The organism is Lysobacter korlensis (assembly GCF_042434515.1).
The window spans coordinates 230250-252604 of record NZ_JBHLTG010000007.1 but is presented as its reverse complement, the minus strand read 5'-3'; the positions used below and the strand labels follow the sequence as shown (position 1 = coordinate 252604).

Annotated in this window: 24 protein-coding genes and 1 tRNA gene; 20 read left to right on the top strand and 5 right to left on the bottom strand. The window is 68.4% G+C overall.

Annotated elements, in window-relative coordinates; translation table 11 throughout:
• Positions 1 to 33: 33 nt before the first annotated feature.
• From ACFFGH_RS34520 to ilvC, 4 genes are read left to right on the top strand one after another with little or no spacing between them, the layout of a single operon-like run.
• Positions 34 to 387 carry a hypothetical protein gene (locus ACFFGH_RS34520; protein ID WP_446686179.1) on the top strand — a complete coding sequence of 118 codons (354 nt, stop codon included), beginning with the start codon at positions 34 to 36 and terminating at the stop codon, positions 385 to 387.
• Positions 388 to 426: 39 nt separating this feature from the next.
• The gene (locus ACFFGH_RS26125) at positions 427 to 2244 is read left to right on the top strand and encodes an acetolactate synthase large subunit (RefSeq protein ID WP_386673836.1); all 1818 of its coding nucleotides are present in this window, start codon (positions 427 to 429) and stop codon (positions 2242 to 2244) included.
• 2 nt (positions 2245 to 2246) lie between these two features.
• Positions 2247 to 2756 (top strand): acetolactate synthase small subunit, encoded by a 510-nt coding sequence (ilvN, locus tag ACFFGH_RS26120; RefSeq protein WP_386673834.1) that lies wholly within the window; start codon positions 2247 to 2249, stop codon positions 2754 to 2756.
• 34 nt (positions 2757 to 2790) lie between these two features.
• Positions 2791 to 3819, top strand: a complete 1029-nt coding sequence (ilvC, locus tag ACFFGH_RS26115; RefSeq protein WP_386673832.1) for a ketol-acid reductoisomerase — start codon at positions 2791 to 2793, stop codon at positions 3817 to 3819.
• A gap of 94 nt (positions 3820 to 3913) precedes the next feature.
• Here the strand turns inward: ilvC and ACFFGH_RS26110 are convergent, their stop codons facing one another.
• A complete protein-coding gene (locus ACFFGH_RS26110; RefSeq protein ID WP_386673830.1) occupies positions 3914 to 4066 on the bottom strand; it encodes a hypothetical protein in 153 nt (50 codons plus the stop codon).
• Between the two features lie 74 nt (positions 4067 to 4140).
• On the opposite strand from ACFFGH_RS26110, the gene ACFFGH_RS26105 reads away from it, so the two are divergent.
• From ACFFGH_RS26105 to ACFFGH_RS26095, 3 genes are read left to right on the top strand one after another with little or no spacing between them, the layout of a single operon-like run.
• Positions 4141 to 5274, top strand: coding sequence for a mannitol-1-phosphate 5-dehydrogenase (locus tag ACFFGH_RS26105; RefSeq protein ID WP_386673828.1), 1134 nt, complete (start codon positions 4141 to 4143; stop codon positions 5272 to 5274).
• Between the two features lie 6 nt (positions 5275 to 5280).
• Positions 5281 to 5832 (top strand): hypothetical protein, encoded by a 552-nt coding sequence (locus ACFFGH_RS26100; RefSeq protein ID WP_386673826.1) that lies wholly within the window; start codon positions 5281 to 5283, stop codon positions 5830 to 5832.
• Complete coding sequence (locus ACFFGH_RS26095) at positions 5829 to 6200, top strand: hypothetical protein (RefSeq protein ID WP_386673824.1); 372 nt, start codon at positions 5829 to 5831, stop codon at positions 6198 to 6200. Before ACFFGH_RS26100 ends, ACFFGH_RS26095 begins: the two co-directional genes overlap by 4 nt.
• Here ACFFGH_RS26095 and ACFFGH_RS26090 read toward each other — a convergent pair.
• Positions 6197 to 6583 (bottom strand): DoxX family protein, encoded by a 387-nt coding sequence (locus ACFFGH_RS26090; protein ID WP_386673822.1) that lies wholly within the window; start codon positions 6581 to 6583, stop codon positions 6197 to 6199. The genes ACFFGH_RS26095 and ACFFGH_RS26090 overlap by 4 nt on opposite strands.
• Positions 6584 to 6724: 141 nt before the next feature.
• Here ACFFGH_RS26090 and serA point away from each other — a divergent pair, with 141 nt between their 5' ends.
• The gene (serA, locus tag ACFFGH_RS26085) at positions 6725 to 8314 is read left to right on the top strand and encodes a phosphoglycerate dehydrogenase (protein ID WP_386673820.1); all 1590 of its coding nucleotides are present in this window, start codon (positions 6725 to 6727) and stop codon (positions 8312 to 8314) included.
• 67 nt (positions 8315 to 8381) lie between these two features.
• Here serA and ACFFGH_RS26080 read toward each other — a convergent pair whose 3' ends face one another.
• Positions 8382 to 8636: a DUF6458 family protein gene (locus ACFFGH_RS26080; protein ID WP_386673818.1), complete on the bottom strand. Its 255-nt coding sequence runs from the start codon at positions 8634 to 8636 to the stop codon at positions 8382 to 8384.
• Positions 8637 to 8855: 219 nt separating this feature from the next.
• Here ACFFGH_RS26080 and ACFFGH_RS26075 point away from each other — a divergent pair, with 219 nt between their 5' ends.
• From ACFFGH_RS26075 to ACFFGH_RS26045, 7 genes are all read left to right on the top strand, one after another.
• Positions 8856 to 9905, top strand: a complete 1050-nt coding sequence (locus ACFFGH_RS26075) for a 3-isopropylmalate dehydrogenase (RefSeq protein WP_386673816.1) — start codon at positions 8856 to 8858, stop codon at positions 9903 to 9905.
• A 39-nt stretch (positions 9906 to 9944) separates the two neighbouring features.
• On the top strand, positions 9945 to 11039 hold the full coding sequence (locus tag ACFFGH_RS26070) for a branched-chain amino acid aminotransferase (protein ID WP_386673974.1): 1095 nt from the start codon (positions 9945 to 9947) through the stop codon (positions 11037 to 11039).
• Between the two features lie 38 nt (positions 11040 to 11077).
• Positions 11078 to 11857, top strand: coding sequence for a fumarylacetoacetate hydrolase family protein (locus ACFFGH_RS26065; RefSeq protein ID WP_386673814.1), 780 nt, complete (start codon positions 11078 to 11080; stop codon positions 11855 to 11857).
• 61 nt (positions 11858 to 11918) lie between these two features.
• Entirely contained in the window at positions 11919 to 12866 is a 948-nt protein-coding gene (locus tag ACFFGH_RS26060; RefSeq protein ID WP_386673812.1) for an NAD(P)/FAD-dependent oxidoreductase, read from the top strand.
• Positions 12867 to 12959: 93 nt separating this feature from the next.
• A tRNA-Gln gene (locus ACFFGH_RS26055) sits at positions 12960 to 13031 on the top strand.
• 51 nt (positions 13032 to 13082) lie between these two features.
• Positions 13083 to 13235, top strand: a complete 153-nt coding sequence (locus ACFFGH_RS26050) for a hypothetical protein (RefSeq protein ID WP_386673810.1) — start codon at positions 13083 to 13085, stop codon at positions 13233 to 13235.
• Positions 13236 to 13601: 366 nt separating this feature from the next.
• Positions 13602 to 14327 (top strand): GNAT family N-acetyltransferase, encoded by a 726-nt coding sequence (locus ACFFGH_RS26045; protein ID WP_386673808.1) that lies wholly within the window; start codon positions 13602 to 13604, stop codon positions 14325 to 14327.
• 59 nt (positions 14328 to 14386) lie between these two features.
• On the opposite strand, the gene ACFFGH_RS26040 is transcribed toward ACFFGH_RS26045, so the two are convergent.
• Both ACFFGH_RS26040 and ACFFGH_RS26035 read right to left on the bottom strand, forming a co-directional pair.
• Positions 14387 to 14989: a response regulator gene (locus ACFFGH_RS26040; protein ID WP_386673806.1), complete on the bottom strand. Its 603-nt coding sequence runs from the start codon at positions 14987 to 14989 to the stop codon at positions 14387 to 14389.
• Positions 14986 to 16080, bottom strand: a complete 1095-nt coding sequence (locus ACFFGH_RS26035) for a sensor histidine kinase (protein ID WP_386673803.1) — start codon at positions 16078 to 16080, stop codon at positions 14986 to 14988. The genes ACFFGH_RS26040 and ACFFGH_RS26035 overlap by 4 nt, the downstream gene beginning before the upstream one ends.
• A gap of 134 nt (positions 16081 to 16214) precedes the next feature.
• On the opposite strand from ACFFGH_RS26035, the gene ACFFGH_RS26030 reads away from it, so the two are divergent.
• The 5 genes from ACFFGH_RS26030 (at position 16215) to ACFFGH_RS26010 (ending at position 22292) form a co-directional block, all read left to right on the top strand.
• A complete protein-coding gene (locus tag ACFFGH_RS26030; protein WP_386673801.1) occupies positions 16215 to 17117 on the top strand; it encodes an ABC transporter ATP-binding protein in 903 nt (300 codons plus the stop codon).
• A 23-nt stretch (positions 17118 to 17140) separates the two neighbouring features.
• Complete coding sequence (locus ACFFGH_RS26025) at positions 17141 to 17848, top strand: ABC transporter permease (protein ID WP_386673799.1); 708 nt, start codon at positions 17141 to 17143, stop codon at positions 17846 to 17848.
• Positions 17841 to 19703, top strand: a complete 1863-nt coding sequence (locus tag ACFFGH_RS26020) for an ABC transporter ATP-binding protein (RefSeq protein ID WP_386673797.1) — start codon at positions 17841 to 17843, stop codon at positions 19701 to 19703. The genes ACFFGH_RS26025 and ACFFGH_RS26020 overlap by 8 nt, the downstream gene beginning before the upstream one ends.
• 128 nt (positions 19704 to 19831) lie before the next feature.
• On the top strand, positions 19832 to 21211 hold the full coding sequence (locus ACFFGH_RS26015; RefSeq protein ID WP_386673795.1) for a DJ-1/PfpI family protein: 1380 nt from the start codon (positions 19832 to 19834) through the stop codon (positions 21209 to 21211).
• 127 nt (positions 21212 to 21338) lie between these two features.
• A complete protein-coding gene (locus tag ACFFGH_RS26010; protein WP_386673793.1) occupies positions 21339 to 22292 on the top strand; it encodes a CPBP family intramembrane glutamic endopeptidase in 954 nt (317 codons plus the stop codon).
• Positions 22293 to 22355 lie beyond the last annotated feature (63 nt).

Sequence of the window (22355 nt, the reverse complement as noted above, 5' to 3'; positions counted from 1 at the left end):
CGGGCGTCTGCACGGAAGTTGTACCCTGGACTCATGCCGGATCCGCGCGGGTTGCTCGCCGCTCCGGCCGCGACCCCGACGCACGGGTCCTGGGCCACGGCGCACCGTGCGGATGCAGTAGTGTTGGTGCGCGGCGGGTCCCGGATCGGCACAACCGGACTGGGCTGCCGCAGAGCTCCCGAGGCGATGGACCCACGATCCGCCGCCCTCGTGCGCGATGGTGATCTGATACGGGTCGATATCGCCGCTCGCCGGGCCGACCCACTGGTCGCCAGGTGCGAGCTGGAAGCCCGCCGCGACAGCCGGGCTCCGATTCTTCCGCGCTCAGCCCGTGGCGTCCCGAACTCCACGGCACCGGTCCGCACCGTCGGCCCGGTCGCCGTCTAGCCGCGCCTCACCCACCTCTTGCCAAGGACCAGTTCTGCCATGACTCTTCCAGCGACACCCAGCACAGCCCCCCGGCCGGAGCCGGCGGCGCCCACTCCGGCACCCAGCGGCCCCGAGATCCTCACGGGATCCGGAGCCATCCTTCGCAGCCTCGAGAAGCTCGGCGTCTCCGACGTCTTCGGCATCCCGGGCGGAGCCATCATGCCGTTCTACGACGAGCTGATGGCATCGACCACCATCCGCCACGTCCTCGTCCGGCACGAGCAGGGCGCCGGGCACGCGGCCGAGGGCTACGCCGCAGCCTCCGGCAAGGTCGGCGTCGCGATCGCGACCTCCGGCCCGGGCGCCACGAACCTGGTCACGGCGATCGCCGACGCGCACATGGACTCCGTTCCGCTGCTCGTGATCACCGGCCAGGTGTTCTCCACCGTGATGGGAACGGACGCGTTCCAGGAGGTCGACATCGTCGGCATCACCATGCCGATCACCAAGCACTCCTTCCTCGTCACGAAGCCGGAAGAGGTGCCGGCGACACTCGCCGCCGCCTACCAGATCGCCTCCACCGGACGCCCCGGTCCGGTGCTCGTCGACGTCACCAAGGACGCGCAGCAGAACAGGGCGCCGTTCGTGTGGCCGTCGAAGGTGGAGCTTCCCGGCTACCGCCCCGTCACCAAGGCGCACGGCAAGCAGATCACTGCGGCCGCGCAGCTGCTGGTGCAGTCGAAGAGACCGGTGCTGTACGTCGGCGGCGGCGTCATCCGCTCCGGCGCGCACAAGGAGCTGCTGACGCTCGCGGAGAAGACCGGGGCGCCCGTCGTCACCACGCTGATGGCGCGCGGCGCGTTCCCCGACTCCCACAAGCAGCACCTGGGGATGCCGGGCATGCACGGCACCGTGCCCGCGGTGCTCGCCCTGCAGGAGAGCGACCTCATTCTCTCCCTCGGCGCCCGCTTCGACGACCGCGTCACCGGCAAGACGAGCGAGTTCGCGCCGAACGCCAAGGTCGTGCACGTCGACATCGACCCCGCGGAGATCGGCAAGATCCGGTTCGCGGATGTGCCCATCGTCGGCGACGCACGGGATGTGCTCACCGACCTCATCCCCGCGTTCTCGGAGGCGGCGCGCGACGGCGGACCCGACCTGTCGGACTGGTGGGACCGCCTCGACACGCTGCGCAAGCAATACCCGCTCGGCTACGCGCCGACGGACGACGGGCTGCTCTCCCCGCAGCAGGTGATCGAGCGGATCGGCAAGCTGAGCGGTCCCGAGGCGATTTACGCCGCGGGCGTCGGGCAGCATCAGATGTGGGCCGCGCAGTTCATCGGCTACGAGCGGCCGCACGCCTGGCTGAACTCCGGCGGCGCCGGCACCATGGGCTACGCCGTGCCCGCCGCAATGGGTGCGAAGGTCGCCGAGCCGGAGCGGCTGGTCTGGGCGATCGACGGGGACGGCTGCTTCCAGATGACGAATCAGGAGCTCGCCACCTGCACGATCAACAAGATCCCGATCAAGGTCGCGATCATCAACAACTCCTCGCTCGGCATGGTGCGTCAGTGGCAGACCCTCTTCTACGACGGCCGCCACTCGTTCACCGACCTCAACACCGGCGCCGAGACGGTGATGATCCCCGACTTCGTGAAGCTCGCCGAGGCGTACGGCGCGCTCGGCATCCGGGTGACGAAGGAGGAGGAGATCGACAAGGCCATCGAGCTGGCGATCGCAACCAACGACCGGCCGGTCGTGATCGACTTCGTCGTCAGCCGTGACGCGATGGTGTGGCCGATGGTGCCGCAGGGCGTCGGGAACTCGTCGGTGCAGTACGCCCGGCAGCACGCGCCCGAATGGGAAGAGGAGTGACCTTGTCGACTCATGTCCTGAGCCTCCTCGTCGAGGACAAGCCCGGCCTGCTGACCCGCGTCGCGGGACTGTTCGCCCGCCGCGGGTTCAACATCAACTCCCTCGCCGTCGGACCCACGGAGGTGGACGGGCTCTCGCGGATCACCGTGGTGGTCGACGTGGAGGACCTGCCGCTCGAGCAGGTGACGAAGCAGCTGAACAAGCTGGTCAACGTCATCAAGATCGTTGAGCTGGACCCGGGCCAGTCGGTGCAGCGCGAGCACCTGCTGGTGAAGGTGCGGGTCGACAACTCGAGCCGGTCCGCCGTCCTCGAGGCGGTGAACCTGTTCCGCGCGCGGGTCGTGGACGTGGCGACTGATGCCCTCGTCATCGAGGTCACCGGCGACTCGGGCAAGATCACCGCGTTCCTCAAGGTGATCGAGCCCTACGGCATCCGCGAGCTCGCGCAATCGGGCCTGCTCGCCATCGGGCGCGGACCGAAGAGCATCACCGAGCGCGTCTTCAAGAGCTAGACCAAGATCCCCAACACCAAGGAGAGCAACACCCGTGGCAACTGAAATCTTCTACGACAAGGACGCCGACCTCAGCCTGATCCAGGGCAAGAAGGTCGCCGTCATCGGCTACGGCTCGCAGGGCCACGCGCACGCGCTGAACCTCCGCGACTCCGGTGTCGAGGTCGTCGTCGGCCTGAAGCCGGACTCCAAGTCGAAGCCGAAGGCAGAGGAGGCGGGCTTCACGGTGCTGCCGGCCGCCGAGGCCGCCGCGTGGGCCGACGTCGTCGTGATCCTCGCGCCCGACCAGCACCAGCGGGGCCTCTACGCCGATGACATCCGCGACAACCTCTCCGACGGCAACGCCCTCGTCTTCGGTCACGGCTTCAACATCCGCTTCGGCTACATCCAGGCGCCCGAGGGCGTCGACGTGATCCTCGTCGCCCCCAAGGGTCCCGGCCACACCGTCCGTCGCGAGTACGAGGCGGGACGCGGCGTTCCCGTCATCGCCGCGGTGGAGCGTGACGCGACCGGCTCGGCCTGGGACCTCGCCTGGTCCTACTCGAAGGGCATCGGCGGCCTCCGCGCCGGCGGCATCAAGACCACCTTCACCGAGGAGACCGAGACCGACCTGTTCGGCGAGCAGGCCGTGCTCTGCGGGGGCACGTCGCACCTGGTGCAGTACGGCTTCGAGGTGCTGACCGAGGCGGGCTACCAGCCGGAGATCGCCTACTTCGAGGTGCTGCACGAGCTGAAGCTCATCGTCGACCTGATGTGGGAGGGCGGCATCGCGAAGCAGCGCTGGAGCGTCTCCGACACCGCCGAATACGGCGACTACGTCTCCGGCCCGCGGGTCATCGACGAGCGCGTCAAGGACAACATGAAGGCAGTGCTCGCCGACATCCAGTCGGGCGCGTTCGCGGAACGCTTCATCGCCGACCAGGACGCGGGGGCCCCTGAGTTCAAGCAGCTGCGTGAGCAGGCCCAGGCGCACCCGATCGAAGCCACCGGGCGCCAGCTCCGTGCCCTGTTCGCCTGGAAGCAGACCGACGAGGACTACACGGAGGGTTCGGCCGAGCGCTGAGCCGACACCGGTCACAGCTGAAGCTCTGACGTCGGGGCGGGAGGAACGTTCCCCGCCCCGACGTCGCTTTTCCCGCCACGACCCGAGCGGATGCTCAGGCGGCAGCGATGCGGGCGGCGTCCCGCAGCTGCTGCACCATGCTCGTGATGGGGAAGTACGCCCGCAACGCGGTGATCTCGCTTGAGTCGAAGGTCCCGGCGATCCGTATCTCCCATGCGATGCGAAGACACGGCCGTGCGCTCGCCATCGATCGCCCTGGAACTGGCTGACCAGCCTCTCCCGTCCGGCTCGCCGAGTGTGCGCCGACCGTAGGATCGCTTCATGGCGAAGACTGCGGTGCACTTCGGGGCGGGCAACATCGGCCGCGGGTTCGTCGCCCAGTTCCTGCACGCCAGCGGATACGAGGTGGTGTTCGCCGACGTCAGCGAGGAGCTGATCGGTGCGTTGCAGCGGCAGCCGAGCTACCAGGTGCGCGAGGTCGGCGAGGACGCGAAGACGCATGTCGTCGACGGGTACAGGGCCATCAACTCGGGCACCGACGAGGCGGATGTGGTCGCCGAGATCGCGAAGGCGGACCTCGTCACCACCGCGGTGGGCGCGCGCATCCTCGCAGCCGTCGCGCCGGTGATCGCGAATGGGCTGCAGGCGAGATCCGGTTCAGCGGACCGGCTCGCCGTTCTCGCCTGCGAGAACGCCATCGGCGGCTCCGACATGCTCGCGGACGAGGTCCGCACGCACGCATCGGCCGGGAACGCGGTCTTCGCGAACTGCGCCATCGACCGCATCGTCCCAGAGCAGGCCGCCGGGACCCTCGATGTGACGATCGAGTCCTTCTTCGAGTGGGTGGTCGACCGCACACCCTTCGACGGGAACGTGCCCGACATCGTCGGCGTCACCTGGGTCGACGACCTGACGCCGTTCATCGAGCGGAAGCTCTTCACGGTGAACACCGGGCACGCAGCCACCGCCTATTCCGGCGCCGAACGAGGTCTCGAGACGATCCGGGAGGCGCTCGCCGAGCCGGAGCTCGAGGCGGAGGTCCGCGCCGTCCTCGGGGAGACGAAGCAGCTCCTCGTCGAGAAGCACGGCTTCTCAGCCGAGGAGCAGCAGGCCTACATCGAGAAGACGCTCAACCGCGTCAGCGACCCGAATCTCCGCGACACCTGCGAGCGGGTCGGCCGCGGCCCGCTGCGCAAGCTCAGCCGGCACGAGCGCTTCATCGGGCCGGCCGCGCAGCTGGCCGAGCGCGGGCACGCGGCGGAGCACCTGCTGGCCGCGGTCGGCGCGGCGCTCGCCTTCGACGTCCCCGAGGATGCGGAGAGCGCGCAGCTGCAGAAGCTGCTGTCCAGCGGCCGGCCGGCCGCCGACCTCACCGCCGAGATCACGGGTCTGGGCGCCGACCATCCGCTGTTCCCCTCCGTCGTCGAGGTGTTCGAGCGCCGGCTCGCCGGCTGAGCTGCCATGGCCACCGAACCAGAGGAGCCGAACCCGGGCGCGACGCCCGCTGACCCGAAGCGCGACGCGTCGGCCGATGCCGCCAAGCCCGACGCGACCCGCCGGTTCGACCCGGTCGTCCCCGACGCGGACGCCGACGACTCCACGGTGCGGCTGGGGCACCCGGCCGATGAGGAGGCGCTGCGCTGGGACGGCGACGATCCGACCGAACGGCTTGTGCCCGCTGGGTCGACCGTCCCTGCCCGCGGGAAGCGGGGCGGTGGCGCCGCGTCCGGCTCGGCCCTGCTCATCATCTACGGCGCCTTCGGCGGCATCTTCCTGCTGATGACCATCGGCTGGATCGCCACGGCTCTCCGCTACGAGCCGACCACGGACGACCCGCTCGGCGGATTCATGCAGCGGGTCTCGACTCTCCTCGCCATCGCGAGTCCCGGCATGTGGTTCGGGATCGCCTTCTGGCTGACCCGCGGACGGCCGCCGTGGCAGCGGATCGTCTGGCTGGTGCTCGGGATGCTGCTCGTCGCGCCGTGGCCATTGATCACCGGGAGTCTCGGATGAGCGACACGGCACGCCGGCCCCGTTCGGCCGGCACCGCACAGACCCTGCGCACCGTGGTGATGGTGGGGTTCGGCTTGATCTACGCGTACTACCTCTGGCAGGCCATCGGCACGGCGGTGCAGTTCCCGACCACGGTCGCGAACCTGTACGGGCTCAGGATCAACACGTCCGGCTGGGTCGTGCTGGTGCTCAACATCCTGGCCGCCCCGGTCTGCTACGGCGTGGCGCTGCTCCTCGGCGCGCGCCGCTCCACGGGGATGCTGGCGCTGCTGCTCGCCGCGGGACTGTGCCTGCTGAGCGCCCTGACCCTGACCCTTGTCGCCGCGCCGGATTTCATCAACGTCATCGGCGACCCGATCGCCCGCTAGACGAGCGCGACGCCGACGAGCCCGACGAGCGCCAGCTGGCCTGCGAAGCGCGGCCAGAACGGCACCGCGACCCGGCCGAACCGCTCCGGGTGCGCCGCGGCATGCGCGTTGGCGGGGAACACCGCGACGAGGAAGACGATGAGTGCGAAGCCGGCCGCCAGCCGCACCCCGGGGATGAGCAGGCCGACCCCGCCCGCGATCTCGCAGAGCCCAGTGACGTAGACGAGTGCGCGCGGGCTCGGCAGACCGGGCCGGCGCAGCACCGGCGGGATCATCGCCGCCATCGTGCGGACGACGGCCGGCATGAAATGCAGAATCCCCATGCCGGCGAACACCGCGGCCAGCAGCCAACGCAGCAGGTCCTGCAGTCCGTCGGCGGTCATCCGTTCATTCTCCCGTCGGCACGCTGGGCGTCAGTCCCGCCCGGAGCGCTCGACGTCATCGACCGTCACCCGGTCGGGACGGCTTTCCGGCCTGCACTAAAGTGAGGGTGCTCCGTGCCCTCAACGTGAAGGATCTCCTCCGTGGCCAAGCCCGTCGTGCTCATCGCCGAAGAACTCTCTCCCGCAACGGTCGAAGCACTCGGGCCCGACTTCGATGTGCGGAAGGTGGACGGCACCGACCGGACCGCACTGCTCTCGGCGCTGCCGGAGGCGGACGCGATCCTGATCCGTTCGGCGACCCACGTGGATGCGGAGGCGATCGCGGCCGGAACGAAGCTGAAGGTCGTCGCCCGCGCCGGTGTCGGCCTCGACAACGTGGACGTGCCCGCCGCCACCTCGGCCGGCGTGATGGTGGTGAACGCGCCCACCTCGAACGTGGTCAGCGCAGCGGAACTCGCCATCGGACACCTGCTGGCGCTCGCCCGGTACATCCCGGATGCCAACGCGTCCGCCAAGGCGGGGGAGTGGAAACGGTCGCGCTTCACCGGCGTCGAGCTGTTCGAGAAGACCATCGGCATCGTCGGGCTCGGCCGCATCGGCACGCTCGTCGCGCAGCGGCTCGCCGGATTCGGCGCCACGCTGATCGCGTACGACCCGTACGTCACGCCGGCCCGCGCGCAGCAGCTCGGCATCGCCCTCGTCTCGCTCGATGAGCTGGTCGAGCAGGCCGACTTCATCACCATCCACATCCCCAAGACGCCGGAGACCACCGGGCTGATCAGCGCCGACGAGTTCGCGAAGGCGAAGCCGTCCTTGCGCATCGTCAACGCCAGCCGCGGGGGGATCATCGACGAGGACGCCCTCTACGCGGCATTGAAGTCGAAGCGGATCGCGGGTGCCGGCCTCGACGTGTTCGTCTCAGAGCCGCCGACCGGATCGCCGCTGCTGGAGCTCGACAACATCATCCTGACCCCGCACCTCGGCGCCTCGACCGACGAGGCGCAGGAGAAGGCCGGAGTCTCGGTCGCCCGCAGCGTGCGCCTTGCGCTCGGCGGCGAGCTCGTGCCGGATGCCGTCAATGTCGCAGGCGGCGTCATCGACCCGTATGTGCGGCCCGGCATCCCGCTGATGGAGAAGCTGGGGCAGGTGTTCTCCGGCCTCGCCGTCAGCTCCCTGGCCGGCATCGACGTCGAGATCCGCGGCGAGCTGGCGGACTACGACGTCAGCGTGCTGAAGCTCGCGGCGCTGAAGGGGATCTTCTCGCCCATCGTGAGCGAGCAGGTCAGCTACGTGAACGCGCCGCTCCTCGCGGAGCAGCGCGGCGTTCCCGTGCGGCTGATCACGGATAAGGAGAGCGACGAATACCGGAACGTGCTCACCATCCGCGGTGCACTGACGGACGGCACGCAGCTCTCCGTGTCGGGTACCCTCACCGGTCCGAAGCAGATCGAGAAGATCGTCGAGATCAACGGCTACGACGTCGAGGTGCCGATCGCGAAGCACCACATCGTCATGCTCTATACCGACCGCCCGGGGATCGTCGCGGTGTACGGCAAGGAGTTCGGCGATGCAGCGATCAACATCGCCGGCATGCAGATCGCGCGGCGCACCGCCGGCGGACCGGCGCTCAGCGTGCTGACCGTCGACTCGCCGGTCCCCGAGGGACTGCTCGAGACGGTGCGTGTTGCCATCGACGCGAAGCTCATGCGCGAGATCGACATCACCGACTGACGTTTTGGCCGAACGGCAGGGGAAGCCCCGGCGACCGTTCGGGCGCCGGGGCGTTTCGCCGTGTGGCCTAGACCAGCGGGTCGCTGTCCGTCGAGCGCTGCGTGACACGCTCCCCGCTCGCCGGGTCGACCGCCGAGCGGGTGGTGCTGACGGACTGGCGGCGCCGTGCCAGCAGTGCGATGCCGATGATCACGGTGACGAGACCGGCACCCATGAGGATGTAGCCGACCAGATCGATGTTGACGTATTCGCTCTCGAGGTTGAGGGCGAAGGTCAGGATCGCCCCGACGACGAACAGGAAGATTCCAAGTCCGATGCTCACGGTTGTGTCCTTTCGGTCCGAAGGGCGGACATCATCGGCCGCCTGCTTCTAATTCAGAGAGTATCCAGTCAGCGGTCAGGAAAACAGTGCTCGGGCGACACTGCGCGACCGCGGTAGGGTTGATCCACCCCGTGCAGGCGCGGATTTCCGCCGTTCTCCGCCTTATCTGAGAGCGCGCTGATAGTTCGCCCGGGGCCGAGGAGAAGCAGGAGAACCCACGTGGAACGCACCGTGTCGCTCGCCGTCGTCCCGGGTGACGGGATCGGCCCCGAGGTGATCGCGGAAGCGCTGAAGGTGCTGCGCGCCGCCACGGCCGGGGCGGTGAGGCTCGACACCACCACGTACCCGTTCGGGGCAGGCCACTACCTCGGAACCGGTGAGGTGCTGACGGACGCGGACCTGGCGAGCCTGAGCCGCCACGACGCGATCCTCCTCGGCGCCGTGGGCGGCGACCCGCGCGACCCCCGGCTCGCCGGCGGGATCATCGAACGCGGCCTGTTGCTGCGGCTGCGGTTCGCCCTGGACCACTACGTCAACCTTCGCCCGACGCGGTTGTTCCCCAGCGTGCCGTCACCACTGAAGGCGCCCGGGGACGTGGACTTCGTGGTCGTCCGCGAGGGAACCGAGGGCCCGTATGTCGGCAACGGCGGCACGCTCCGCCGCGGCACCCCGCAGGAGATCGCCAACGAGGTGAGCGTCAACACCGCATTCGGCGTCGAGCGAGTGGTGCGGTTCGCGTTCAGGACCGCCGCCTCCCGCCGGGGCCGGCTGACGCTCGTGCACAAGACCAACGTGCTGACCCACGCCGGGGGACTGTGGCAGCGCATCGTGGACGAGGTCGCGGCCGAGCATCCCGATGTGAGCGTCGACTACCTGCACGTCGATGCCGCCACCATCTTCCTCGTGACGGATCCTGCTAGATTCGACACGATCGTCACGGACAACCTCTTCGGCGACATCCTCACCGATCTGGCCGCCGCAATCGGCGGCGGCATCGGCCTGGCGGCCTCGGGCAACATCAATCCCGACGGCGCCTTCCCGAGCATGTTCGAGCCGGTCCACGGATCGGCGCCCGACATCGCGGGACGCAACCTCGCCGATCCGACCGCTGCGATCCTCTCGACCGCGCTGCTGCTCGACTTCCTCGGACTGCCCGAGGAACGCGACCGGGTGAACGCCGCCGTGGCCGCCGATCTCGAGTCGCGCGGCTCGGCCGCCCGGTCCACCACCGAGGTCGGCGACGCGATCGCAGAGCTCGCGCACCGCTAACGAACACCTGAAGGAATTCCGATGGCCATCACGCTTCCCATGGCGACACAGCCGCTGCAGTTCGCCGTGACACCGAACCCGAACGCGAAGAGCACCGAGGAGCGGGACGCGATCCTCGCCGACCCTGGTTTCGGCAAGCACTTCACCGACCACATGGTCGACATCTGCTGGTCCGCCCGAGGCGGGTGGCACCGCCCTCGCGTGCAGCCGTACGGACCCATCGCCCTCGACCCGGCGGCCGCGGTGCTGCACTACGCGCAGGAGGTGTTCGAGGGGCTGAAGGCGTACCGGCACGAGGACGGCTCGATCTGGACCTTCCGCGCCGAGCAGAACGGGCTCCGGATGCAGCGCTCCGCGCGCCGGCTCGCCATGCCGGAACTGCCGGTCGAGTACTTTCTCGAGTCGCTGCGGCAGCTCATAGCGATCGACGGCGACTGGGTGCCGTCCGCGCCGGAGACGAGCCTGTACCTGCGGCCGTTCATGTTCGCCAAGGAGGCGTTCCTCGGCGTCCGCCCGGCCGAGAAGGTCAACTACTACGTCATCGGCAGCCCGGCGGGCGCCTACTTCCCGAGCGGCGTCGCACCGGTGTCGATCTGGCTCTCGACCTCCTACTCCCGCGCCGGCAAGGGCGGCACCGGCGCCGCGAAGACGGGCGGCAACTACGCCGCCTCGCTCGTCGCGCAGGCCGAGGCGTACGAGCAGGGCTGTGCACAGGTGCTGTTCCTCGACTCGGTGGAGGGCAAGTACCTCGAGGAGCTCGGCGGCATGAACGTGGTGCTCGTCTACAAGGACGGCCGCGTCGTCACACCAGCCTCCGACAGCATCCTCGAGGGCATCACACTGGCATCCGTTCTGCAGCTCGCCCGCGACCGCGGCCATGACGTGCAGGAGCGCCGCGTCAGCATCGACGAGTGGCGCGACGGGGTCGCATCCGGCGACATCGTCGAGGTGTTCGCGTGCGGCACCGCGGCGGTGATCACCCCGATCGCCCAGCTGAAGGCCGCCGACTTCACGATCGGCGATGCGGATGCGCCGGCCGGTGAGCTGACGATGTCGCTGCGTTCGGAGCTGACCGACATCCAGTACGGCCGCCTGCCGGACCGGCACGGCTGGCTCACCCGGCTGGACGCCTGACCCCGGGCGGTCAGGACGGCTCGGGTAAGGTTCGAACAGTGAAGATCGCGAGATTCTCGACGGGCGGCGACCCGCGGTACGGCATCGTCGACGGGGACGAGCTGGTCGTGCTTTCGGGCGACCCGATGTACAGCGGATTCGACACCACGGGGGAGCGGGTGCCGCTGGAGTCGGCGCGGCTGCTGGCCCCGGTCATCCCGCGGTCGAAGGTCGTCTGCGTCGGCATGAACTACCCGGAGCACCGGGCGGAGCTCGCCTACGAGGGCCCCAGCACCCCGCTGATCTTCCTGAAGCCGAACACCGCCATCATCGGGCCGGGCGAGAGCATCCAGATCCCACCGGTCGAGGGGCGAATCGTGCACGAGGGCGAGCTCGCCGTCGTGATCGGCCGCATCGCGAAACAGGTGAAGGCGGCTGACTACGCCGATTACGTCTTCGGCTACACGATCGCCAACGACGTCTCCGCCCGCGACCAGATGTTCGCCGACGGGCAATGGGCGAGGGCGAAGGGATACGACACGTTCTGCCCGATCGGCCCGTTCATCGAGACGGAGCTGGATCCGTCGAACCAGGAGATCCAGACCTACGTCGACGGCGAGCCTCGCCGCGCCGGGAACACCGCCGACATGCTGCACAAGGTGCCGGAGCTGATCGAGTTCATCTCCGGCGTCTGGACCCTGCTGCCCGGCGACCTCATCCTGACCGGAACGCCCGCCGGGCTCGGCGGGTTCACCGACGGATCCACCGTCGACATCACGATCTCCGGAATCGGCACCCTGTCGAACCCGGCACGGTTCCGAGACAAGCCAGCGGAGTAGACGGATCCGCAGCCCCGGCCACACACTTCCGCGCGCCCATACGCACACAGACAGGGACGAGATGGCGACGACCGACCCGGCCGACGAGATCGACGTCGATGTCGCCGTGGTCGGGGCGGGACCGGCCGGTCTCAGTGCGGCGTTGGTCCTCGCCCGCGCGCGACGCTCGGTGCTGGTGGTGGACAGCAACCGCCCGCGGAACGCCGCGACGCTCGCCTCACACGGATTCCTCACGAGGGACGGCATCTCGCCACTGGAGCTTCGGAAGCTCGGCCGTGAGGAGCTGGCGCAGTATCCGCAGGTGACCTTCACCCAAGCCGTAGTGGAGTCCGTGCGGCGGGGCCGCGACCGGTTCACGCTGGCTGCCATGTCCCGGACCGGCGCGGTTCAGGGACGGGCGCGGATCGTCGTGATCGCCACTGGACTCACCGAGGTGCTGCCGGAGTTGCCGACGCTGCGCGCGTTCTACGGCACCAGCATCCACAGCTGCATCGAGTGCGACGCATACGAGAAGCGTGATGAACCGCTGGCCCTGATCGGGGAATCCGCGGATCTCGCCGAGCGCGCGGTTCTGCTCACCCAGTGGACCGACGACCTGATCGTCTTCACCAACGGATCCAGTGCGGTGACCGCCGACGAGGAGGACCAGCTCGCGAAACGAGGCGTGCGGGTCGAACGCCGGCCGCTCGCCGACGTCGAGGGTGACCGCTCGGGCCTCACCGGCATCCGGCTCGCCGACGGGGAGGTGGTGCCCCGGAGCGGCGCCTTCGTGCGCCCGGTCTGGGTTCCCGCGATCGACTACGCGCACCCGCTCAAGCTGAAGCGCGACGACGCAGGCCTTCTCGTCGTCGACTCTGAGGGGCGCACGAATCTGCCGGGAGTGTTCGCGGTCGGCGACTCCACCCCGCCGGGACCGCAGCAGCTCATCGTCGCCGCCGGGGCCGGCGCGAAAGCGGGCAGCGCGATCAACCGGATGCTGCTCGGCCTCGACAACCCAGCCCTACGCTGACGCGGTGCCAGCCGCGCGGGCGGGGAAGCCCGCACGGATGCCGTATGCTTGTCCAGGCGATTCGGGAGCCGCCCAGCGGCCCGTCGAACCCCTTGGGGTATGGTGTAATTGGCAACACGGCTGATTCTGGTTCAGTTGTTCTAGGTTCGAGTCCTGGTACCCCAGCAATGAAGGCCGGTCAAGGCCAGGATCTGTCCCCGCGTACGACTCTTCGGGATGATCGACGCCGTGTTCCGCGAGGTGGTGCTGCCGTCGCACATTGACGAGTGGGAGACGGTCCTTCGCAAGGAATTCCTCTTGCTCCGTGGCATGCCAAAGAAGCACGCATGGGCCAACGGGGTGATGGACTCAGCCGCGACATCCGGCTAGGCGACGCTGCGCCATCACGCCGGGTTCTCTCTCGCCAATGACGGCGCCACCTCCGTCCGAACGGGTGCCCGGCCTCCACGCGTTCCAGGCGGAGCATGTGCTGCGCTCCGAATACCGCTTCGGCAAAGTTCGAGTTCGAGCTGGACCTCGTCCTCGATGCGCTGGGACAAGAGCGCGACGCCGACGCGAATCCCGGCGCAGAAGTCGCAGGTTGACTACCCCAGTGGACTTGCGTGAAGCGTGACAAGTGTCATGGCCGGATGGTGTCCAACGGCACTACAGTCGCTGCTTCGCCGCCGCCACTGTGGATTGACGAATAACGAGAGCGCCGACGAAACGGCGGCGCGTACAGGAATCGAGCGTGTGATGGCCAGTACTCCAGTCGTGTTCTCCTCCGTTGTGCTTGAGCACTGGATTCCCGAACTGGTGGGCCACCGTGCCGAAGGGGAGTTCCAGGTCGTCGTCGACCCGTCACTCGAGGGCGACCGTTCCATGACGCTTCTGAGAGTCGTGAACGGCCCCAACGTGGTCACCCTCACTCCAGCGCGGGCTCAGCAGCTGTCGCTGTCCTCGACCGGCTCTGTGAGTGCAGAGCAGCTGGCTGATCGGATCAGGGGGGCCGGCATCACGTTCAACGGTCCCGACTACGTCTACTACCTTCCGGCCGCGGAGCAGGGTGTCGTCCAAGCCGAGCCGGTTCCCGACGGGACGCGGCAGCTGACAACGGACGACGCGGAGGCGTTCGCCCGTTTCGCTCGCGAAGCGCCCGAGGCGGATCTGGACGACGCGTTCGTCGAACTCGACCACTGGCTGGTGTTCGGGACGTTCGTCGACGGGCGGCTGGCTGCTGCGGCGAGTATGTATCCGTGGCGCGACACCCCCCTCGCGGACCTCGGCGTGATCACTCTGCCCGGTTACCGCGGGCGCGGGCTGGGGAGGGTCACGGTGCGTGCCATGAGCGCTCGTGCCATCGAGATGGGCTACGAACCGCAGTACCGCTGCCAGATCGACAACGCGCCCTCCGTCGCATTGGCGAGGGCGGCGGGATTCGTTCAGTTCGGTGAGTGGGACGTTTCCGGCGCCGAGGAGTGAGCGGTGACGGCACGCCACTGCCGCGTGGCGTGCCCGAAAGCGTGGAAACCGACCCGGGCTCAGAGCCAGTCGCGCTCGACGGCGTACCGCGCAGCGAGGTGGCGGGAGTGCGTGCCGGTCTTCTGCATCGCCGAGGACAGGTAGTTGCGCACCGTTCCGGCGGCGAGGTACAGCTCGGACGCGATCTCGCTTACGGATTTCCCGCTCTGGGTCAGCCGTAACACGTCGAGCTCCCGCTCCGTGAGCGGGCAGTCGTCGATCATCGCAGCGGTCGAGATCTCTGCGTCGATGTAGCGCTGCCCAGCGTGGACCAGCGCGATGACCCGGGCGAGCGCCTCGGGATCGATGGACTTATTGAGGAACCCGCGTATCCCGGCACGGAGGGCACGGCGCAACACGCCGGGGCGGCCGTGGCGTGTGAGCAGGATTACAGCCTGATCCGGCCGCTGCCGGAGGATCTCGCCGGCGGCCTCCACCCCGTCTTGTCCCGGCATCTCGAGGTCGAGCAGCACCACATCGGGCTGGTGACATGCCGCAAGCGCGACCGCCTCTGGGCCGTTGTCTGCCTGAGCGACGACGGTGATGGCGTCTTCAAGGTTGAGCAGAGCCGCGAGGGCCGACCGCAGCAGCTTCTCGTCGTCTGCGATGAGGACTCGGATCATCGCTTCTCCGCCTCGGTCACGAACGTTCCGTCGTTCGAGAAGGTGCGCAGCACGCCGCCTGCCGCCTGGAAACGGTTCGCGAGACGCGCGAGCCCGCTCAAGGAACCAGGTGGGCCTGAAGCCCCGTCGTTCGTGACCGTCAGTCGGGTCGGCGTCACCGACACGGTGACGGACCTTGCTTGGCTGTGACGGAGGATGTTCGTCGTCGCCTCGCGCATGACCAGCCCGAAGAGCTCGTCATCGGGACTGTCGGCGTGATCCGGGATCACCGAGCAGTCGATGCCGGCGGCGCTGAAAAGCGCCTCCGCATTCGCCAGCTCACTGGCGAAACTGACGGTGCGATCCCCGAACGCCAGGCTCCTGGTATTCGCCAATGTCTCCGCGATCAGCTCCTGTGCCTCCTCAAGCTGCACCCGAGCGCCGTCCGGATCCTTGTCCAGCAACCGGCGTGCGAGCTTCAGCTTGAGCTGAGTCACATGCAGGGTATGGCCTTGGATGTCGTGGAGATCCGCCGCGAACCGGTAGCGCTCCTGCGCGATCGCCAGATCAGCGCTCGCGCGGCGCGCCGCATCGATCTCGACGGTGAGGTTCCAGACGTACCTGTTCAGCAGGAATCCGACGAGCCAGATCCCGTACGTCACCACCGCCATGAGCACATGGTCCGACCAGTTGAGAGAAGGAGCCACGGCGGCCGCGACGCCCACGGGCGGCAGCATCAAGAGGAGTCCAGCGGCGGCCGCCCGAAGCAGGTGCCTCGCCTGCGAGACCAGCAGCGTGATCGTCACGGCCAGGGGTACGGCGTTCATCGGCGACTCGAAGAGCACCAGTGTCGCCAGCCAGTTGGCGAAGGAGAGCAACAGCGTTGCGGCGGTCAGCGCCACCGGAGGTCGCCGCTCCCAGTGCGCGGCGAACCAGGTGGCCAGGGCCCCGGATATCAGGGTGCCGATGAGCGTGATGGGGGAGAGATTGCCGAGCGCGGCCAGGCCTGCCGCCCCACCGGCGAGAATGCATCCTGAGAACGTCGTGTAATAGCGCATCCGCCGGAGTGCGCGTTCCCCGTCGGCCGTTCTGGCCGGGTTTTCGGTGGCCACGGCTCACGATAGCGCCGGTCAGCCCGGGTGTGCGGACTCCACCGGGGAATGAACGCTGATACGTGACAAATGTCACGCGCGGGTCGTGCTTCGCGGCACTACAGCCGGTCCATCGGCGTTATCAGGGTTGAGGCATGGCAAGCAATCGGGCCGAAGCCGCGTCGACGCAAATCGTGAGCGTCGAGGCGCTCTCCTACTCATACGGGAGGTTCTCGGCGCTGCGGAACCTCACTCTGCACGTGGGTCAGGGCGAGCTGTACGCATTGCTCGGCACCAACGGTGCGGGGAAGACGACGGCCCTGGAATGCCTGGAGGGGCATCGCTCACCGACGTCCGGCCGCGTCGCCGTCTTGGGCCGCAGCCCGCTCGACCGGAGAGGCGTGCGACCCCGGGTGGGCATCATGCTGCAGGAAACCGGCTTCGCCGCCGACCTCACCGTCGTTGAGACGCTCGGCCTCGCGGGCAGACTGTCCGGCCGCGACGACGACGTCCGGAGGATCGTCCAGCGGGTGCGTCTGCACGCGAAGAGCGATGTGCGGGTCGGTCAGCTGTCCGGAGGCGAGAAGCGCAGGCTGGAGTTCGGCATGGCCATCTGGGGAAGGCCCGATCTGGTGTTCCTCGACGAACCGACCACCGGGCTCGACCTGAGCGCACGCGAAGACCTCTGGGATGCGGTCGCGGAACTGCGCCGAGACGGTGCCACTGTGATGCTCACCACGCACTACCTCGAGGAGGCGCAACTTCACGCCGACCGAATCGGGTTCCTGCACAGGGGCGAGCTGCGCCGGGAAGGAACGGTGACCGAGCTCCTCGCCGGCCTCTCCTCCCGGATCGAGTTCCTCGCCCCACGAGGCGTCTCGCTCCCACTTCCGGTCACGTCGACGGTCAACGGCCTCTCCCGGATCGAGACGACCGACGTGCAACGCGACATGGCGATCCTGCTCCGCTGGGCCGACCTGGGGGGCCACCGTCTCGAGCGGCTCAGCACCAGCACATCGACGCTCGACGACGTCTTCCGAGCACTCACGAACTCCTGATCACCCGGCCGGAAAGGAACACAATGCTCTCCATCGCCGCGGCCGAATTCCGCATGCTGCTGCGCAACCGCCTCGTCGCCCTCCTGGGAATCGTCACACCGCTCGCACTCGGCGCGGTGCTGCTGCTCAACGAACCCTCAGGCGACGCCACAGGCGTGATCGCCGTGCTGCAGGTCGTGATCATGAGCGCAATGGGGGTCTACTTGACCGGCACCACCACACTTGCGGCTCGCCGGCAGACGCTCTTCCTCAAGCGGCTCCGCAGCGGAGCCGTTCGCGACGGCGGCATCCTCGCTGGCCTCGTGCTGCCCGTCGTGCTTCTCAGCACAGCGCAGGTCACCGTCGTCCTCGCCGCGCTGGGGTTCCTGGCCTCGCCGCCGACGCATCCATGGCTGCTGGGCGTCGCCGTGGTCAGCGCGCAGCTCATGTTCGCCGGGTTAGCGCTCGCCACCGCCGGCGCGACGAACTCGCCGGAACACGCGCAGGTGACGACACTGCCGCTCCTGTTCACCGCCATCGGGGCGGCGTTCTTGGTGGTCACCACCGACTTCGAGTGGCTCTCCTGGCTGAAGCTCGCACTGCCGGGTGGCGCGGTCGCCGAGCTGACAATGCTCGCCTGGAACGGCGGAGAGCTGGATGGCCTCGCCGGCATGCTTGCGCCGAGCCTCATCTGGGCCGTCGTCGCGGTCCTGGCCGGCCGTGCGCTGCTGCGTTGGGAGCCCCGTGTCTGACCGGATCGAGGAGCTGCCCGCCCGTCCACGGCCGAAGCTGTCACACCTCACCCCCTACATCTCATCGCACTGGAAGGCGCTTCTCGCGGCGGTGCTGCTCAGCCTGCTCGGCGCGGCAGCATCCCTCACCCAGCCCCTGCTCGTCAGCGCGCTGATCTCGGCAGTACAGGCGAGCGGGGAGCCGGGATCGCTCGTCTGGTTGCTAACCGGACTGGTGGTGGCGGCGGGATCCGCGGCTGGAGTGCAGGCCTACCTGCTCCAGCGCGCCGGAGAAGGGGTCGTGCTGACCGCGAGGCGGAGGCTCGCATCCAAGCTCCTGCGGCTGCCGGTGAGCGAGTTCGACCGGCGCCGCACCGGTGACCTAATCGCTCGCGTCAGCTCCGACACCACCCTGCTTCGAGGAGTCTTGAGCCAGGGCGTCGTCGAGTCGGTCGGCGCCGCCATCACCGTGCTCGGCGCGTTCATCGCCATGCTCATTCTCGACCCGGTCCTGCTCGGGCTGACGGCGGCCGTCGTCGCAATCTCCGGCGTGATCGTGATCGTCCTGTCCGCCCGCATCCGGCCGGCTATCGAGCAGGCACAGGTCGAGGTCGGCGCCCTCACGTCCGCCCTCGAACGGGCGATCCGCGCGATCCGGACGATCCGAGCCGCCAACGCAACGGACCGGGAACTGTCCGAGATCGACGGGCGCGCGAGAGCCGCTTGGCGGGTCGGGGTCAAGGTGGCGAAGATCTCCGCGCTGGTCGTCCCGGTCGGCGGGATCGCTCTCCAGGTCTCGATCCTCGTGATCCTCGGCGTCGGCGGCTACCGCGTGGCGAGCGGAGCGATCGCCGTCGCCGACCTCGTGGCCTTCGTGCTCTTCCTCTTCCTGATGCTGCTTCCGCTTGTCCAACTCTTCAGCGCGATCACCGCGCTCAACGAGGCCTTCGGTGCGCTCGGTCGCATTCACGAGGTGCTCGACCTCCCGAGCGAGACCGACCTCGACGTTGCGGCGCCCGCCGTTCTCCCGGGAATGACGCCGGATCCCGTAAGCCGGCACCAGGGCCTCAGCGTCGAGTTCGAGAACGTGACCTTCGCGTACACGTCGGCCCCCGAGATTTTGAGCGCCGGGAAGACCAGCGACGAGAACGACGGGTCAGTTCCGGACTCGGAGGTAGGGGACCTGCAGACACGGGAGGTGCTGCACGGGCTCACGTTCTCCGCGCCGGCGGGCAAGCGGACCGCGATCGTCGGACCGTCCGGTGCGGGGAAGTCGACCGTCTTCTCGTTGCTCGAGCGCTTCTACGATCCGTCGGAAGGCGCGGTGCGAGTCGGCGGTGTGGACATCCGGAGTCTCGGACGGGAACAGCTGCGGGAGAAACTCGGCTACGTCGAACAGGACGCACCGGTGCTTGCCGGAACGCTCCGTGACAACCTGCTGCTCGGGAACCCGACCGCCACCGACGAGGAGTGCGTCGACGCACTCGCCTCCGTGAACCTGAACGACGTGCTCGAGCGTGATCCCGAGCGGCTCGACGCGCAGGTCGTCGACGGGGGAGTGCTGCTGTCCGGCGGAGAACGGCAACGGCTGGCGATCGCGCGGTGCCTGCTCGCCTCACCTCCCATCCTCCTCCTCGATGAATCGAGCTCCAACCTCGACGGTCTCAGCGAGCAACGGATGCGGCAAGCGATCGACGCTGTCGCTGAAGGCCGAACGCTTCTCGTGATCGCCCACCGTCTGGCCACCGTTGTCGACGCCGACCAGATCATCGTGCTCGACCGCGGACGAGTGGTGGGCATCGGCACGCACGAGCAACTCCTCGACACCACAGCGCTCTACCGCTCGCTCGCGGCCCACCAGCTGCTGACCAACTGAAGCAACGTCCCCTCCCCATCCCCACCAACGAATGGAGTGTCGTGTCCAACGACCGAAGCCGCGTCAATCTCAGGTCCACCAGAAAGTCCGGCCCGCCCCCGGGGGCTCCGCGGGTACGGCTGAGTGCGTTGCTCAGCGTCGCCGCAGGGGTTCTGGTCGGAGCGATCGTCGTCGGCTCGGTGATCGGGCTCGGCGTCCTACAGACCATGGCGCAGAGCTTCGCCACCCGGGCGGCCGCTGATCTCCAGCTGCCCCCCGCGGATGCCCGGCCGGACAGTGGCGACAAACTTCAGGTGGCGGTCGCGTTCGGGGTGGGCGGCTCGGTGGTCGCCGATGCGCTTGCGCCATACGGCGTCTTCGCCAAGTCCGAGAAGTTCAACGTGTTCACGGTTTCCAGCGACGGCGCGCCCGTCGGCCTCTCCGGTGGCCTCACCGCAGTTCCCGACTACTCAATCGCCGACCTTCGATCCAACAGGGCGCCAGAGCCCGACATCGTGGTGGTCCCTGCCTTCGCCGACCCGGCCGGCGCCGCCAACGCGCCGGTGCGGAAGTGGATCCAGGAGGCGCACTCGGCCGGCGCGACGATTCTCGGGGTATGCGCAGGGGCGCAGGTCCTGGCTGCTGCGGGAGTGCTGGAGGGGAGGACCGCCACTTCGCACTTCGCAGAGCTCGGGAGCCTGAGCAGCAATCATCCGGAAACGACCTGGGTCCGGGGCCACCGCTATGTGGACGACGGTCGGATCACGACCACAGCCGGCGTCACCTCCGGCATCGCGGCCTCGCTGCATCTCGTCGAGCGATTCGCCGGCCGTGCGGAGGCGGAACGCATCGGCCAGGAGGTGGGAGCGCACGAGTGGCAGGACTTCGACGACACGACCATCCCGGTCAACACCATCGGCCCGGAGGACTACCCGTATCTGCTCGGCGCTGCCGTGCCATGGTTCAAGCCCACGTATGCCGTCGCGATCACCGAGGCATCCGACGAGATCGACATCGCAGCCGCGTTCGAGGTCTACTCCGGCAGTTCATTCGCGACGAAGCTCGTGCCGATCAGCACGGCACCGGTTGTCGAGACGCACAACGGGCTGACCCTGCTTGCAGCGACACCCGCCGACCTCGAAGCGCACCCGGATCGGGTCGTCGTCCCGGGCGAGGACACGCCGTCCCTCGCGCCCCTCAAGGTTTGGATCGAGGCCAACTCGATCCCGGTGTTCGTGTCCAAGCACCCCTCCGCGTCCGAGTCGTCGTTCGCCCCATTCCTGAGAGACCTTGCGGACACGACCGACGCGGCGACTGCGCGAACGCTGGCCAAGTACATCGAGTACCCGGTCCGCGACGTGACTGCCAGTGCAGCCTTCCCGGGAAGGCTCGTCGTGCTGACCGCTGCGATCGTCCTGCTGGGCGCCGGGGCAGGAATCGCCACCTGGATGATCGCAAACCCTCGGACGCGGCTGCGCAAAGCGCTTCGCCGCGCACGCCGCGGCTATGAGACGGGGGAGCGGTCGTGACGCTGTTCCTCCGGCCGGCAGCTCTGGCTGGCGTCGCCCTCAGCCCCTCCAAGCATTACATCCCTGACCGCGACCCCCGCAGCGGCGAAACCGATCCGAGATCCGAATCCAAGACAGGAGACAACCATTGACAACTCACAAATCCGACCAGCAGAACCCGGCTCGTTCCCCACGGTCCTCGGCTTCTCCCGAGGATTTCACCCAGCTGGCGCGGAAGGGACGAACGTCTTGGAAGCGGCACCTCGCAGCGGCGGTCACCATCCTGTTCGGATTCGTCGTCGTCGGAGCCGCCGCTGCAATGGTCACGGTGGCCCTGCTTCCCGATGCGCTGGACCCGAACGCCCCCGCCGGCGTCACCCGGACAGCGAGTGGCTACCTGGTCCAGAACATCTCGTTCCCGTTCCTTCTGATCTCCGTGCTGGTCGCCGTGCGGTTCATTCACCGGCGACCGTTGCGCACCCTCTTCACCGCTTTCCCGAAGGTACGGTTCAGGCGCATCCTGCTCGGCTTCGCCGTGTACTTCGGGGTGTATGTGGCGTCTGCCCTGATCGCCGCGCTCATCGACCCGACCGATTTCCGCCTGGTCTTCGACCCGGCCGGATGGCTCATGACGCTTCCGCTCATCCTGGTGCTCACCACGATCCAGACGACCTCGGAGGAGGTGCTGTTTCGCGGCTACCTGCTGCAGACCGCCGGATTGTTCCTCCGTCGAACCTGGATCCAGTCGATCGTCGGCGGAGTCCTCTTCACCCTCCCGCACCTGCTCAACCCTGAAGTTGCGACCAACCCGATCGTCATCGCGTTCTACTTCACCGTCGGCGCCCTCTTCACCGTCATCACGATCCATGACGGCGGACTCGAGCTGGTGCTCGGCGCACACGCAGCCAACAATCTGTTCGCAGCACTGATCGTCACGCAGGCAAGCGGCTCGCTCGCGACGGTCGGGATCTGGGAGGTCGTCGGTCTCGACCCCGTGTACGCGTTCCTGAGCATGGTCGTGGGAGGCGCCGTCTTCTACCTTCTCCTGGTCCGCAGACCTCGGCGCCTGCAACCGGGCGCTGGGCCCCGCTCGGATCAGTAGCTGCCGCCTGGCCGCGAGGATATGGCCGGCCGAAAACGCGGCCAGAATCCGCGTCCTGGACGC